Source organism: Pseudofrankia inefficax (genome assembly GCF_000166135.1).
Taxonomy (GTDB): Bacteria; Actinomycetota; Actinomycetes; order Frankiales; family Frankiaceae; genus Pseudofrankia; species Pseudofrankia inefficax.
The window spans coordinates 4,754,676-4,768,482 of sequence record NC_014666.1 but is presented as its reverse complement, the minus strand read 5'-3'; the positions used below and the strand labels follow the sequence as shown (position 1 = coordinate 4,768,482).

Genomic DNA, 13,807 nt, shown 5'->3' with positions numbered 1-13,807 from the left:
CACCCGACTCCCCAGTCCTTCCTCCTTTCCTCACGGCGCGGGCCTGCGCCGGTAGCTCATCACTGAAAGGGACGTTCACCATGCTCGGAATCTCGTCAGCACGAAGGAGAACGACCGTCGCCATCACGGTGGCGACGCTCGGAACGGTGTTAGCGGCCTGTGGGTCGTCCTCGGGCGGTACCGCTGCCTCCTCGGGCGGCTCGTCCTCCGGTGGGATCAAGAAGGGCCTCACGGTCTACTTCATCCCGAAGGACACCCAGAACCCGTACGAGGTGCTCGCCGACCAGGGCGGCCAGAAGGCGCTGTCCGAGCTCGGCGGGAAGGTCGTCGTCAGCAGCGGCACCTCCGACACCGCGGCCGCGCAGATCCCGTCGATCCAGGCGGCGATCCAGGCGCACGCCGACGCGATCGTCATCGCCGGCAACGACCCGTCCGCGCTGTGCCCGTCGCTGAACCAGGCCGCGGCCGCCAAGATCAAGATCATCGCGTTCGACTCGGACATCAGCTGCGGCAACAGCCCGGCGCACCTGTTCATCAACCAGGCGGACACCCAGACCATCGGCACGTCCGAGGTCGACCTGCTCGCCAAGGAGATCAACAGCACCGGCCAGATCGCGATCCTCTCGGCCGCCGCCAGCGCGACGAACCAGAACGCCTGGATCGGCTACATGAAGCAGCAGCTCGCCAAGTACCCGAACATGAAGCTGGTCTCCACGGTCTACGGCAACGACGACCCGGCCACCTCGCTGACGGTGCTGCAGGGCCTGCTCTCGGCCTACCCGGACCTCAAGGGCATCATCTCGCCGACCACCGTCGGCATCTCGACCGCGGCCCAGTACCTCTCGACCCACAAGGACGTGGCGTCCAAGGTCACCCTGACCGGTCTCGGGCTGCCGTCGGAGATGCGCTCCTATGTCAAGGACGGCACGGTCAAGCAGTTCGAGCTGTGGAACCCGTCGAACCTCGGCTACCTGGCCGGCTACGCCGCCGCCTCGCTGGCCTCGGGCACTGCCACGCTCGACGCGGGCTCGTCCTTCACGGCCGGCACGCTCGGCTCGTACAAGGTGCTCGCCGGCAGCGGGAGCAACGGCCCGTCGGTCGTGCTCGGCCCGCCCACGGTGTTCGACTCGACCAACATCGACCAGTTCAAGTTCTGAGCCCGGTCGAATTCTGATCGCGGCCGGATTCTGGCCGGGCCGGATTCTGAGCGTGGCCGGATTTTGAGTGTGGCCCGGCCCTGAACTCAGCCGGTCGCGATCGCGGAAATCCCGCCTGACCTCCGGTGGGTGCCTGTCCCGGGAAGACGGGCACCCACCGGACCATCCAGCGGGCGGCGGGCGAACCTTTTCCCCCTGCCGCCCCGGCCTGGGACTGGCCCGAACAGGGAGAGGCGTAAATGGAGCAGGTCCAGCCATGAACCGCTACTGCTTTCTGCTGACCGTCCGCCCGGAACTGCTCGACGAGTACCGGGCCCGCCATGCGGCCGTCTGGCCCGAGATGCTGCGCGCCCTCGCCGACGCCGGCTGGCACAACTACTCGCTGTTCGCCCGGCCGGACGGGCTGGTCGTCGGCTACGTCGAGGCCGAAGACCTCGCGGCCGCGCAGGCCGCGATGGCCACCACGGCCGTCAACGCCCGGTGGCAGGCCGAGATGGGCCGGTTCTTCGTCGGGCTGGACGGCCAGCGTCCGGACGAGGGCTTCGAGCTGCTCGACGAGATCTTCAACCTCGACGGCCAGCTCGCGGCCACAAACGCTGCGCACTAAAAGGCGCATCCCATGAATCCCGGCGCCCCCGCGGCGAACCACCACCACCCCGGTGCCAGTGATCGCCGTTTCGGCCCTCGCGTGGCTGTGATCGGAACTGCCTCGCGACCACCCGAGGGCCAAAACGGCGATCAAGGCACGGAGGTGGTGGGCCGCCATGGGGACACCAAGATCCACGGGAGAGGGTCCGGCGGCCTCAGGCCCGGGCGGCGTCGGGCCCGCGCGGTCTCAGGCCTCAGCTGCGTCGGGCCGGGCGGCGTCGGGCCCGGGCGGTCTCAGGCCAAAACGGCGATCAAGGCCTAGCGGAACGGAGACTTCGATGACGACAGCGGGCGCGTTTCTCACGTCGATGCCCGAGCTGGACCGGGTTCGGGGCCGGCGTCCTCTGGTCGGTCTCGTCGCGGGTGGCCTCGGGGCCTACTGGCCGCAGTTCCCGGACCTGCTGCCGACGCGGCGCCGGTCCGCCGACCGGGTCAGCGCCCGGATGCGCGGAATGGACTGCGAGGTCGTCGACGTCGGCTTCATCTCCGACGCCACCGACGGCGCGCGCGCCGCCGAGCAGCTGCGCGCCGCGGGCTGCGACCTGATCGTCGGCTTCCTCACCACCTACATGACGGCCTCGATGCTGGTGCCGATCGCGCAGCGGGCCGGCGCCCCGATGCTGCTGATCAACCTGCAGCCGACGGCGAAGATGGACCACGCCAGCTTCGACACCGGACAGTGGCTGGCCTACTGCGGCGCCTGCCCGCTGCCCGAGATGGCGAACGCCTTCGCCCGCGCCGGGGTCCCGTTCCGCTCGGTCTCCGGCTACCTGGACGACGAGCGGGCCTGGGCGAAGATCGGCCGCTGGGTCGAGGCCGCCGGCGTGCGCGGGGCGCTGCGCCACGGCCGCCACGGACTGATGGGCCACCTCTACCCGGGGATGCTCGACGTCTCCGCCGACCTCGCGCTGCTGTCCGGCAAGCTCGGCGGCCACATCGAGGTCCTGGAGTTCGACGACCTGCGGGTCAGGGTCGCCAGCGTGACGGACGCCGAGGCCGGCGCGCGGATGGCCCTGGCCCGGGAGATCTTCGAGATCGACCGGAGCGTGGTGGACGACGACTTCGAGTGGGCCGCCCGCGTCTCCGTCGGGCTCGACCGGCTCGTCGAGGACTTCGGGCTCGACAGCCTCGCCTACTACCACCGAGGCCTCGACGGCGAGCAGCACGAGCGGCTCGGCGCCGGGATGATCCTCGGTGCGTCGCTGCTGACCGCCCGGGGCGTCCCGGCGACCGGTGAGTACGAGCTGCGGACCTCGATCGCGATGCTCGTCGCCGACCGGCTCGGCGGCGGCGGCTCGTTCACCGAGCTGCAGGCGCTCGACTTCGAGGCCGGCGTCGTCGAGATGGGCCACGACGGCCCGGCCCACCTGGCGGTCAGCGAGAGCAGGCCCATGCTGCGCGGCCTCGGCACGTTCCACGGCAAGCGCGGCTGGGGCGTCTCCGTCGAGTTCGACGTCCGGCACGGCCCGGTCACCCTGCTCGGCCTCGCGCAGCTGCCGGGCGGCGAGCTGCGGTTCGTCATCTCCGAGGGCCGCACCGTGCCCGGCCCGCTGCTCCAGATCGGCAACACGACCTCCCGGGTCGACTTCGGCCGGGACCCGGGGGGGTGGACCGACGCCTGGAGCGCCACCGGGATCTCGCACCACTGGGCGCTGTGCGTCGGCCATCTCGGCGCCAGGGTGCGGGCGGCCGCGGACCTGCTCGGGATCGGCGTCGTGGAGGTGGGGCCGGGCTAGTCCCCACCCACGACCCCCGCGCGTCACACGTCACGTCAAAGTTTGGAGAGCAGGTCCGTAATGGTCGATCGACAGGCCGTCACGACGGCCCTGGCGCAGCAGCGGATCGAGCTGCCGTCCTGGGCCTTCGGCAACTCGGGGACGAGGTTCAAGGTCTTCACCCAGCCGGGCGTTCCGCGCGACCCGTTCGAGAAGGTCGCCGACGCCGGCCAGGTGCACGCCTTCACCGGCGTCGCGCCGAGCATCGCCCTGCACATCCCGTGGGACTCCGTCGAGGACTGGGCCAAGCTCGGCCAGGCCGCCAGCGACGCGGGGATCTCCCTCGGGACCGTCAACGCCAACGTCTTCCAGGACGACGACTACAAGCTCGGCAGCGTCACCAACCCGGACCCCCGGGTACGCCGCAAGGCCCTCGACCACCTGCTGGCCTGCGTCGACGTGATGGACCAGACCGGCTCGCGCGACCTGAAGCTCTGGTTCTCCGACGGCACCAACTACCCCGGCCAGGACGACATCCGGGCCCGGCAGGACCGGCTGGCCGAGGCGCTGGCCGCCGTCTACGCCCGGCTCGGCGCGTCGCAGCGGCTGATCCTGGAGTACAAGCTGTTCGAGCCGGCCTTCTACACGATGGACGTGCCGGACTGGGGCACCGCCTACGCCCACTGCCTCACCCTCGGTGAGAAGGCCAAGGTCTGCGTCGACACCGGCCACCACGCGCCGGGCACGAACATCGAGTTCATCGTCGCGGTGCTGCAGCGGGCCGGGAAGCTCGGCGCTTTCGACTTCAACTCGCGGTTCTACGCCGACGACGACCTCATCGTCGGTGCCGCCGACCCGTTCCAGCTGTTCCGCATCCTGTTCGAGGTGACCGCCGCCGGCGGCCTGGCCGCAAGCTCGGAGATCACCTTCATGCTCGACCAGTGCCACAACATCGAGCCCAAGATCCCCGGGCAGATCCGCTCGGTGATGAACGTCCAGGAGGCGACGGCGAAGGCCCTGCTCGTCGACGTCGACGCGCTGGGGGCCGCGCAGCGCGCCGGTGACATCCTCGGCGCGAACGCCGTCCTGATGGACGCCTACAACACCGACGTCCGGCCGCTGCTCGCCGAGCTGCGGCAGTCACAAGGGCTCGATCCCGATCCGATGGGCGCGTACGCCCGTTCCGGCTACGCCGAGCGGATCGTCGCCGACCGGACCGGCGGCCAGCAGGCCGGGTGGGGCGCATGACCGCCAACACGCCAGCCGCCGAGACGCCAGCCGCCGACACGCCAGCCGAGCTCGTCGCGCGGTCGCACCGGCTCGGCTCCGACCCCCGCAACACCAACTACGCCGGCGGCAACACCTCCGCCAAGGGCGCGCTGACCGACCCGGTGACCGACCAGCCGATCGACGTGCTGTGGGTCAAGGGCTCCGGCGGCGACCTCGGCACCCTCACCGAGGCAGGCCTCGCCGTCCTGCGCCTCGACCGGCTGCGGGCCCTGCCCGGGGTCTACCGGGGCGTCGAGCACGAGGACGAGATGGTGGCCGCGTTCGACTTCTGCCGCCACGGCCTCGGCGGAGCCGCGCCGTCGATCGACACCGCGATGCACGGCCTGGTCGAGGCCAGCCACGTCGACCACCTGCACCCGGACTCCGGGATCGCGCTGGCGACCGCGGCCGACGGCGAGGCGCTGACCAAGGAGTGCTTCGGCAACCGCGTCGTCTGGGTGCCCTGGCGCCGGCCCGGCTTCCAGCTCGGCCTGGACATCGCGGCGGTCAAGGAGGCCAACCCGCAGGCGATCGGCTGCATCCTGGGCGGCCACGGCATCACCGCCTGGGGCGACACCAGCGAGTCCTGCGAGGCCCACTCGCTGGAGATCATCCGCACGGCCGAGGCGTTCCTGGCCGAGCGCGGCAAGGCCGAGCCGTTCGGGCCGGCGCTGCCCGCCTTCGCGCCGCTGCCGACGGACGAGCGCCGCGCCCGCGCCGCCGCGCTCGCGCCGCTGGTGCGCGGCCTGGCCTCGACGGACAACCCGCAGGTCGGCCACTTCACCGACGCGGACGTCGTCCTGGACTTCCTCGCCGGGACCGAGCACCCGCGCCTCGCCGCGCTGGGCACGTCCTGCCCGGACCACTTCCTGCGCACCAAGGTCCGGCCGCTGGTCCTGGATCTGCCGCCGGCCGCGCCGCTGGACGAGGTCACCGCCCGGCTGCGCGAGCTGCACGCCGCCTACCGGGACGAGTACCGGGCCTACTACGAGCGTCACGCGGCCCCGGACTCGCCGGCGATGCGCGGCGCCGACCCGGCGATCGTCCTCGTGCCCGGCGTCGGCATGTTCAGCTTCGGCCGCGACAAGCAGACCGCCCGGGTCGCCGGCGAGTTCTACGTCAACGCCATCAACGTGATGCGCGGCGCCGAGGCCGTCTCGACGTACGCCCCGATCGACGAGGCGGAGAAGTTCCGCATCGAGTACTGGGCGCTGGAGGAGGCCAAGCTGCGCCGGATGCCGGCGCCGAAGCCGCTGGCCACCCGGGTCGCGCTGGTCACCGGCGCCGCGAGCGGCATCGGGCGCGCGATCGCGCTGCGGCTGGCGGCCGAGGGCGCCTGCGTCGTCGTCGCCGACCTGGACCTCGATAAGGCGGCGGCCGTCGCCGCCGAGATCGGCGGCCCCGACCGGGCCGTCGGGGTCAGCGCGGACGTCTCCGTGCCCGGCGCGGTCGCGGCCGCGTTCGCGGAGGCCGCGCTGGCCTTCGGCGGCGTCGACCTCGTCGTCAACAACGCCGGCCTGTCGATCTCGAAGCCGCTGCTGGAGACGTCCGAACGCGACTGGGACCTGCAGCACGACGTCATGGCCAAGGGCAGCTTCCTCGTCGCCCGCGAGGCGGCCCGGCTGATGGTCGAGCAGGGCCTCGGCGGCGACCTCGTCTACATCGCCAGCAAGAACAGCGTCTTCGCCGGCCCCGACAACGTCGCCTACGGCTCGGCCAAGGCCGACCAGGCCCACCAGGTCCGGCTGCTGGCCGCGGAGCTCGGCAAGCACGGGATCCGCGTCAACGGGATCAACCCCGACGGCGTGGTCCGTGGGTCGGGCATCTTCGCCGGCGGCTGGGGCGCGAAGCGGGCGGCGGTGTACGGCGTCGACGAGTCGGAGCTCGGGGCGTTCTACGCCAAGCGCACGCTGCTGGGCCGCGAGGTGCTGCCCGAGCACGTCGCCGCGGCGGTCTTCGCCCTCGTCGGCGGCGACCTGACCCGCACGACGGGGGTCCACCTCCCGGTCGACTCGGGCGTGGCCGCGGCCTTCCTACGATGAGCTGCCTTCCTGCGATGACCACGGCCGCGCGATGAGGCAGGCGGCGATCGCGGCGGTCGACCTGGGCGCGTCCAGCGGCCGGGTCGCCGTCGCCCGGATCGGCGCGGCGGGCGTGGACCTGCGGGAGGTGCACCGCTTCCCGAACACGCCGGTCCGCGCCGGCGGCCGGCTGCGCTGGGACGTCCTCGCCCTGTTCGGCGGCGTGGTCGAGGGCCTGCGCCGGGGCATCGGCCTGACCGCCGACCTCGCGGGCGCCGGCCTCGACAGCGTCGGCGTGGCCAGCTGGGCCGTCGACTACGGCCTGCTCGACGCGGACGGCGACCTGCTCGGCAACCCGGTCAGCTACCGCGACGCCGGCACCTCGTCGGCGGTCGCCGCCGTGCTGGGCGAGCTGAGCCCCGACGAGCTCTACGCCGCGACGGGCACCCAGCTGCAGCCGTTCAATACCCTGTTCCAGCTGCTCGCCCGCCGCGACACCGCGCAGAGCGCCGCCGCCCGCCACGCCCTGCTCATCCCGGACCTGATGACGTACTGGCTGACCGGCGAGCTGCGCACCGAGCTGACGAACGCCTCCACGACCCAGTTGCTCGACCCGCGCACGGCCGAGTGGTCGACGGACCTGGCCGGCCGGCTCGGCGTCCCGGTCGGGCTGTTCCCGCCGCTGGCGGCGCCCGGGACGCCGCTCGGCCTCGTGCGTGCCGACCTCGGCCTGGCCCAGCGGCCCCAGGTCGTGCTCGCGCCGTCCCATGACACCGCCGCCGCCGTCGCGGGGATTCCGGCGGACGGAGACGACTTCGCCTTCGTCTGCACGGGGACCTGGGCGCTCGTCGGGGTCGAGCTGCCGAAGCCCGTGATCACGCCGGAGAGCCGGGCGGCGAACTTCACCAACGAGCTCGGCGTCGACGGGACCACCCGCTTCCTGCGCAACGTCACCGGGTTCTGGCTGTTGCAGGAGTGCGTGCGGCACTGGCGGGAGGCCGGCGGCGACGTGGATCTGCCGGGCCTGGTCGCGGCGGCGGCGGACGTCCGCGGTCTTCGAGCGGTGATCGACGTCCAGGACCCGGAGCTCACCCCGCCCGGGGACATGCCGGCCCGGGTGCGCGCGGCGGCGGCGCGGGTCAGCGGGGTCACGCTCGACAGCCGGGCCGAGGTCGCGCGCTGCATCCTCGACAGCCTGGCTCTGGCCGTCCGCCGCGCGGTGCGCACCGCGGCCGAGCTGTCGGGCCGGCCGGTCCGCGTCCTGCATCTCGTCGGCGGCGGGGTCGCGAACACGCTGTTCTGCCAGCTCGTCGCGGACGCCTGCGAGCTGCCCGTCCTGGCCGGCCCGACCGAGGCCGCGTCCTGGGGGACCGTCCTGACCCAGGCGCGCGCGCTGGGCGCCGTCGAGGACTCCCTAGGCGCCAGCCGCGCGCTGATCGCCCACGCCGCCCCGCCGGTCCGCTACACCCCGACCCCCTCCCCGGCCTGGGACCGCGCCGACGACGAGTGTCCAAGAGCGGAGCACCCCTGACCGGTCGCCGATCCCCCGACAACCACCACGGGGGCGCGCGGCGGTGCGGTCAGCACACGAGGATGTCCGTGTCGACCGCGATCACATAGGGCCGCCGTAGCTCGCGGCTCGCAGATCCTCCCAGTCGGCGTCGCGGAACACGGGTCGTAGGCCGTTGCCTTCCATCGATGCGTCGGGGAGCTCGAACCGGGTCGCCGATCGGCGCCGAGCGAGCACGGCGCGCAAGCCATCCTCGAGGAGAGCCCGCAGCGTCGTGCCCTCGGCGCGTGCGACGTCCTGCGCCTCGCGCACGAGCGCGTCGGGCAGGTCCACGGTCGTCGTCTTACCGCTGACCATTCTTCGCCTCCTGTGCGCCAGTGCTGATCGCTGTTGGGCCGACGGTATCTGACTTACCCGACAGTGTCCAAGTCGACAGTGCGGCGGTCGAGGCGGTGATGGCGCCGTGCCTCGCGGGTTCGCCAGTCCGGCGCCGGCTTGATCGCGACCCTGGGTGCTCTCGCGTGGGCTTGATCGCTGTCTTGGCCCTGGGATGGTCGTAGCGGGGACGTCTTCGCGACCATCCCAGGGCTCAAACGGCGATCATGATCAATGCCGGGCCGGGCCGGGCCGGGGCCAATGCCGGGGCCGGGCCGTGGGCCGTGGGCTGTCGGTGGGCGGTCCTAGGATTGCTGTCGGTGGCGGTCGCTCGTCTAGGAGGCCTGGTGTCGGAGTTCAGCGGGTTTCCCGCCGAGGCGCTGATCTTCTTCGACGGGCTCGAGGCGGACAACAGCAAGGCCTACTGGACCGATCACCGGGAGGTCTACGAGACGGCGGTGCGGGGCCCGATGCTCGCCCTGCTCGACGCCCTGGAGCCGGAGTTCGGCGAGCCGCACGTGTTCCGGCCGTACCGGGACGTGCGGTTCTCCAAGGACAAGTCGCCGTACAAGACGGCGATCGGCGCGCACTGCGACCGGGGCGGCTATGTCCAGGTCTCGGCGAACGGGCTGATGGCCGCCTCCGGCTACTGGCGGACCGCCCCCGACCAGGTCGAACGGCTGCGGGCGGCCATCGCCGACGACCTCCTCGGACCGGGGTTGGAAGCACTCGTCGGGCAGCTACGCGCGGCGGGGTACGACGTGTCGGGCACCGTGCTCAAGACCCGGCCGCGCGGCTACGACGCCGACCACCCGCGGATCGAGCTGCTCCGGCACAAGACGCTGACCGCTCACCGCGAGTTCGGCGAGCCGCCGTGGCTGGCCGAACCGAGCTGTGTGGAGCAGGTGGCCACCGCGTGGCGGGACATGCGCCGCCTGACCTCCTGGCTGGACGATCACGTCGGCCCCAGCCGCCTCCCGGAGTCCCGCCGCCGCTAACGCTGGCCGGCGCGGCTGATCAGCGGCCCACCTGGAGCGCTCGTCCCTCGTCCCTGGCCGGCAGCCCAGGTGACCCGGCGGCACCCGGTGGGCGTCGGACCCGGTTCCACCACAGCGAGAGGCCGACCGCGGCGGCGACGAGCAGCCCACCGAGGCCGGCGAACCAGGCGGCGATGTCCTTGTGCTTGTGCGTCACGGTGATGTTCCGCGGCAGGGTGCCGAGCGCGTCCTGGAGCTGGCCCGCGTTCTGCGCGCGGTAGTACGTGCCGCCGGTGGTGGCCGCGACGTCGCGCAGCGCCTGCTCGTCGATGACCAGCGGGCTGCGGTCGCCGAGCCGGCCACCCCCACCGAACCCGCCGAAGCCACCAAACCCGCCGAACCCCCCGACCTGCGAGCTGCCACAGACCATCGGCGCCGGCGTCGTCGTGCCGAACCCGATCGTGTAGACGCGCAGGCGACGGGCGGCGGCCTGCTTCGCTGCGGTCTGCGGGTCCACGCCCTGGGTGTTGGCGCCGTCGGTGAGCACGACGATGACGTCGGCCGCGTACGGGCCCGTCCCGTTCCCGCTGACGGCCGAGCCGGTCGGCGCGACCGACGGGTCGGCGTCCGCGATCGCGTCGATCGAGGTGAGGATGCCCTGGCCGATCGCGGTCCCGCGTGACGTCGTCAGGTTCTGTAGCGCGTCCAGCAGCTTCTGGCTGTCGGTCGTCGGCGGCACGAGCAGCCCCGCGATGCCGGAGAACGTGACCAGCCCGATCCGGGAGCCGGCTGGCTGGGCCTTGATGAAGGCCGTCGCGGCCTTCTCCGCGGCGGTGATCCGGTTGGGCGGCACGTCGGTGGAGCACATCGAGCCGGACACGTCGAGCGCGAGCATGATCGTCGTAGAGTTGGACGTGATCGGCACGGTCGCCTGCGGGCGGGCCGCGCCGATGCTGAGCGCGACCAGCCCGAGCGCGAGCAGCGCCGCCGGGACGCGCCGGTACCACCGCGGCCGGCCCGGCAGCGCGCCCCGGACCAGCGCGATCGACGTGACCCGGACCGCCGCCCGCCGCCGCCGTCGCCGGGACCACCAGGCAACGGCCGCGAGCAGCGGCAGGGCGAGCAGGGTGCAGAGCGCCCACGGCCAGGTCAGGGACATCAGACGAGCCTTCCCGTGCGCATCACGGTGACCAGCCCGCCGGCCGCCAGCAGCAGGACCGCGACCATGATGAAGGCCCCGGCCAGCGGCAGGTCCTCGCGGTGCGTCGTCAGCCGCAGCTTGATCGTCGAGGCGATCCCGTCCAGCGAGGCGGTGCTCGACGCCGGGTGGTAGGAGCCGCCAGTCGTCTGGGCGATGGCCTTCAGCGTGTCCTCGTCCAGCGCGGTGTGCAGCCGGTAGCCGCCGACGTCGACGGTCGCTCCGGCCGTGGTGCCGACGCCGATCGTCTCGACGTGCACCCCGGCGGCCTCGGCGGTGTCGGCCGCGGCCTCGGTCGCGCCGGTGCCGCCACCCCCACCGCCGCCGGACGCGCCTTCCGCGCCGCCGTCCTCGCCGTCGGAGAACAGCACGATCGTCGCCGAGCCCCAGTAGCCGATGTTCGGCACCGCGCCGTCCCGGCCCAGCGCGACCGTCTTCCCGGTGATCGCGGACAGCGAGGTCAGGATCGCCGCCGACAGCGAGGTGCCGCCGGAGACCTTCAGCCGCGCGATCGCCGCGTCGGCCGCCGCGTGGTCGGCGCTGGGCAGGTCGGTGGTGAGCGCCCCGTTCTCGAAGGCGACGACCCCGACGTTGACGCTGGAGGGCTGGGCGTCGACGAACGCGGTCGCGGCCTTCTGCGCCGCGCCCAGCCGGGTCGGCGCGACGTCGGTCGCGGCCATGCTGTTCGAGACGTCCACGGCGACGATCACGGTGCCCGCGGCGCGGGTGACGGGCACGCGCGCCGCCGGCTGCGCCCAGGCGAGCGCGAGCACCGCGATGCCCGCGAGGCTCAGCCAGGTGCCGAGCTGGGGCACGCGCCGGCCCAGCGCCGCGTCGACGCCCGCCGCGGCGAGCGCCGCCTGGCGCCGGCGCGCCGCCGCCCGGGCCCCGGCCGCCAGGGCGACCACGACGAGCAGGCCGAGGACCAGCAGCCAGGGGGACGCGAGCCTCATCCACGCCTCCAGCGGGTGCTCGCGACGACGTCGACCAGCGACTCGACCGGGTCACGGCCGGTCTCGACCCGGTGCAGCGGGACGCCCGCGCGCCGCATGCCCGCGGCCAGGGCGGCCTCCCGCTCGTCGACCCCGGCCCGCAGCCGGGCCCGGAACAGCGGGTCGCCGGAGTCGACGAGCAGCTGCTCCCCGGTCTCGGTGTCCTCGACGAGGACCAGGCCCACCTCGGGCAGGTCGTCGTCGGCCGGGTCCACGACGCGCAGCGCCACCACGTCGTGCCGGTGCGCCAGCCGCAGCAGCGGCCGGTCCCACGCGCCGGCGGCGAGGAAGTCGGACACCACGATGACCAACGACCTGCGCCGGGCCAGCGACGCCACGGCGCCGAGCATCGCGGCGACGTCGGTCGTGCCGCCGGCCGGCGGCGCCTGCGCGGTGCGGTCGAGCTCGTGGCCGATCCGCAGCACGTGGCCACGCCCGATGCCCGGCGGCACCACCCGGGTCGTGGCGCCGTCGTAGAGCAGCGCGCCGACCCGGTTGCCGCCGCGGCCGAACAGCCGCGCCAGGGTCAGCGCGAGCTCGGCCAGCACGTCGTGCTTGCCCTGGCCCGGCCGCCCGACCGTCATCGACGCGGACCGGTCGAGCACCAGCCACAGCGTCAGCTCACGGTCCTCGGTGAACTGGCGGACCTGCGGCTCGTCCAGCCGGGCGGTCGCGTTCCAGTCGATGTGGCGGGCGTCGTCCTCCTCCACGTAGCCGCGCAGGCCGGCGAAGTCCAGGCCGGCGCCGCGGTAGGCCGTCCGGTAGCCGCCGAGCACCCGCCCGTCGAGGCGGCGGATGACCTTCCATTCCAGCCGCAGCAGCAGCCGGTCGGGCGCGGTCGTCATCGCGCCCGGTTCCTGGTCGCCGGGTCCTGGGTGCGGCCGTCGCGGCTGCGCTGGCGCACGGCTCACCGGTCCCGCAGCGGGACCTCGGGCATCGGCACGGCCGCCAGCACGCTGCCGATGACCTTGTCGGGGTCGACGTCGTCGGCGAGCGCCTCGTACGACAGCACGATGCGGTGGCGCAGCACGTCGAACGCGAGCTCGCGCAGGTCGTGCGGCAGCGCGTACTCCCGCCCGCGCAGGAACGCCAGCGCCCGCGCGCCCAGGACGAGCGCGATCGTCGCGCGCGGGCTCGCGCCGTAGGTGACGTAGCGGTCCAGCCTGGTCTGGCCGACCGACCCCGGCGCGCGGGTCGCGGCGACCAGCCGGACGGCGTAGTTGACGATCGCCGGGTCGACGTAGACCTGGGCCACCCGCTCGCGCATCCGCACGAGGTCCTCGGGGGTGATGACCGCCTGCGGCGGGGCCGGTGGCCGCAGCGCCCGGTCGACGATCGTGTGCTCTTCGGGCGGGGTCGGGTAGTGGACGACGACCTTCATCATGAAGCGGTCGACCTGGGCCTCGGGCAGCGGATAGGTGCCCTCGGACTCGATCGGGTTCTGCGTCGCCATGACCAGGAACGGGTCGGGGACGTGGAAGGTCTCCCGCCCGATCGTCACCTGGCGCTCCTGCATGACCTCCAGCAGCGCGCTCTGCACCTTCGCCGGGGCCCGGTTGATCTCGTCGGCCAGCAGCAGGTTGGTGAAGACCGGGCCGAGGGACGTCTCGAACTCGCCGGTGTGCGCCCGGTAGACCCGGGTGCCGACCAGGTCGGCCGGCAGCAGGTCGGGCGTGAACTGGATGCGCTGGAACTGGCCGCCGATCGTCGCGGCGAACGACTTCACCGCCAGCGTCTTGGCCAGGCCGGGGACGCCCTCGACGAGCAGGTGGCCGCCGGAGAGCAGCCCGACCGCCATCCGCTCCAGCAGCAGGTCCTGGCCGACGATCGTGCGCTTGACCTCGAACAGCACCTGCTCAAGAGGGTTCGCCGACGGTGGGGCAACCGCGGTCATCTGGCTCCTTCCGCCGGGGTTCTCGGGCCGTCAGGGCGCTCGGCCCGCGGG

General features: G+C 73.2%; 12 protein-coding genes. 7 read left to right on the top strand and 5 right to left on the bottom strand.

Annotation, left to right across the window (positions count from 1 at the left end; all coding sequences use genetic code 11):
- Positions 1 to 146 precede the first annotated feature (146 nt).
- The 6 genes from FRAEUI1C_RS19380 to FRAEUI1C_RS19355 all read left to right on the top strand — a co-directional run bounded on the left by FRAEUI1C_RS19380 (position 147) and on the right by FRAEUI1C_RS19355 (position 8,341).
- A complete protein-coding gene (locus FRAEUI1C_RS19380; RefSeq protein WP_198318602.1) occupies positions 147 to 1,157 on the top strand; it encodes a substrate-binding domain-containing protein in 1,011 nt (336 codons plus the stop codon).
- A 256-nt stretch (positions 1,158 to 1,413) separates the two neighbouring features.
- Entirely contained in the window at positions 1,414 to 1,764 is a 351-nt protein-coding gene (locus FRAEUI1C_RS19375) for an L-rhamnose mutarotase (protein ID WP_013425028.1), read from the top strand.
- A gap of 319 nt (positions 1,765 to 2,083) precedes the next feature.
- The gene (locus tag FRAEUI1C_RS19370) at positions 2,084 to 3,541 is read left to right on the top strand and encodes an L-fucose/L-arabinose isomerase family protein (protein WP_013425027.1); all 1,458 of its coding nucleotides are present in this window, start codon (positions 2,084 to 2,086) and stop codon (positions 3,539 to 3,541) included.
- Positions 3,542 to 3,601: 60 nt separating this feature from the next.
- Positions 3,602 to 4,768 carry an L-rhamnose isomerase gene (gene rhaI, locus FRAEUI1C_RS19365; RefSeq protein WP_013425026.1) on the top strand — a complete coding sequence of 389 codons (1,167 nt, stop codon included), beginning with the start codon at positions 3,602 to 3,604 and terminating at the stop codon, positions 4,766 to 4,768.
- A complete protein-coding gene (locus tag FRAEUI1C_RS19360; RefSeq protein ID WP_041261088.1) occupies positions 4,765 to 6,831 on the top strand; it encodes a bifunctional rhamnulose-1-phosphate aldolase/short-chain dehydrogenase in 2,067 nt (688 codons plus the stop codon). The genes rhaI and FRAEUI1C_RS19360 overlap by 4 nt, the downstream gene beginning before the upstream one ends.
- A 31-nt stretch (positions 6,832 to 6,862) precedes the next feature.
- Positions 6,863 to 8,341, top strand: a complete 1,479-nt coding sequence (locus tag FRAEUI1C_RS19355; RefSeq protein ID WP_013425024.1) for a rhamnulokinase — start codon at positions 6,863 to 6,865, stop codon at positions 8,339 to 8,341.
- Positions 8,342 to 8,422: 81 nt separating this feature from the next.
- Here the strand turns inward: FRAEUI1C_RS19355 and FRAEUI1C_RS19350 are convergent, their stop codons facing one another.
- A complete protein-coding gene (locus FRAEUI1C_RS19350; protein ID WP_013425023.1) occupies positions 8,423 to 8,677 on the bottom strand; it encodes a DUF2191 domain-containing protein in 255 nt (84 codons plus the stop codon).
- Positions 8,678 to 9,042: 365 nt separating this feature from the next.
- On the opposite strand from FRAEUI1C_RS19350, the gene FRAEUI1C_RS19345 reads away from it, so the two are divergent.
- Positions 9,043 to 9,693, top strand: coding sequence for a DUF2461 domain-containing protein (locus FRAEUI1C_RS19345; protein ID WP_013425022.1), 651 nt, complete (start codon positions 9,043 to 9,045; stop codon positions 9,691 to 9,693).
- A 19-nt stretch (positions 9,694 to 9,712) separates the two neighbouring features.
- Here the strand turns inward: FRAEUI1C_RS19345 and FRAEUI1C_RS19340 are convergent, their stop codons facing one another.
- The 4 genes from FRAEUI1C_RS19340 to FRAEUI1C_RS19325 all read right to left on the bottom strand — a co-directional run bounded on the left by FRAEUI1C_RS19340 (position 9,713) and on the right by FRAEUI1C_RS19325 (position 13,756).
- Entirely contained in the window at positions 9,713 to 10,831 is a 1,119-nt protein-coding gene (locus FRAEUI1C_RS19340; protein WP_013425021.1) for a VWA domain-containing protein, read from the bottom strand.
- The gene (locus FRAEUI1C_RS19335) at positions 10,831 to 11,823 is read right to left on the bottom strand and encodes a VWA domain-containing protein (RefSeq protein ID WP_013425020.1); all 993 of its coding nucleotides are present in this window, start codon (positions 11,821 to 11,823) and stop codon (positions 10,831 to 10,833) included. Before FRAEUI1C_RS19335 ends, FRAEUI1C_RS19340 begins: the two co-directional genes overlap by 1 nt.
- Complete coding sequence (locus FRAEUI1C_RS19330) at positions 11,820 to 12,707, bottom strand: DUF58 domain-containing protein (RefSeq protein WP_013425019.1); 888 nt, start codon at positions 12,705 to 12,707, stop codon at positions 11,820 to 11,822. Before FRAEUI1C_RS19330 ends, FRAEUI1C_RS19335 begins: the two co-directional genes overlap by 4 nt.
- 62 nt (positions 12,708 to 12,769) lie before the next feature.
- Positions 12,770 to 13,756 carry an AAA family ATPase gene (locus FRAEUI1C_RS19325; protein ID WP_013425018.1) on the bottom strand — a complete coding sequence of 329 codons (987 nt, stop codon included), beginning with the start codon at positions 13,754 to 13,756 and terminating at the stop codon, positions 12,770 to 12,772.
- Positions 13,757 to 13,807: the final 51 nt, after the last annotated feature.

Coding starts and splice junctions, on each gene's coding strand:
- FRAEUI1C_RS19375 (WP_013425028.1), top strand. CDS start 1,414: ATGAACCGCTACTGCTTTCTGCTGACCGTCCGCCCGGAACTGCTCGAC.
- FRAEUI1C_RS19370 (WP_013425027.1), top strand. CDS start 2,084: ATGACGACAGCGGGCGCGTTTCTCACGTCGATGCCCGAGCTGGACCGG.
- rhaI (WP_013425026.1), top strand. CDS start 3,602: ATGGTCGATCGACAGGCCGTCACGACGGCCCTGGCGCAGCAGCGGATC.
- FRAEUI1C_RS19360 (WP_041261088.1), top strand. CDS start 4,765: ATGACCGCCAACACGCCAGCCGCCGAGACGCCAGCCGCCGACACGCCA.
- FRAEUI1C_RS19355 (WP_013425024.1), top strand. CDS start 6,863: ATGAGGCAGGCGGCGATCGCGGCGGTCGACCTGGGCGCGTCCAGCGGC.
- FRAEUI1C_RS19350 (WP_013425023.1), bottom strand. CDS start 8,677: ATGGTCAGCGGTAAGACGACGACCGTGGACCTGCCCGACGCGCTCGTG.
- FRAEUI1C_RS19340 (WP_013425021.1), bottom strand. CDS start 10,831: ATGTCCCTGACCTGGCCGTGGGCGCTCTGCACCCTGCTCGCCCTGCCG.
- FRAEUI1C_RS19335 (WP_013425020.1), bottom strand. CDS start 11,823: ATGAGGCTCGCGTCCCCCTGGCTGCTGGTCCTCGGCCTGCTCGTCGTG.
- FRAEUI1C_RS19330 (WP_013425019.1), bottom strand. CDS start 12,707: ATGACGACCGCGCCCGACCGGCTGCTGCTGCGGCTGGAATGGAAGGTC.
- FRAEUI1C_RS19325 (WP_013425018.1), bottom strand. CDS start 13,756: ATGACCGCGGTTGCCCCACCGTCGGCGAACCCTCTTGAGCAGGTGCTG.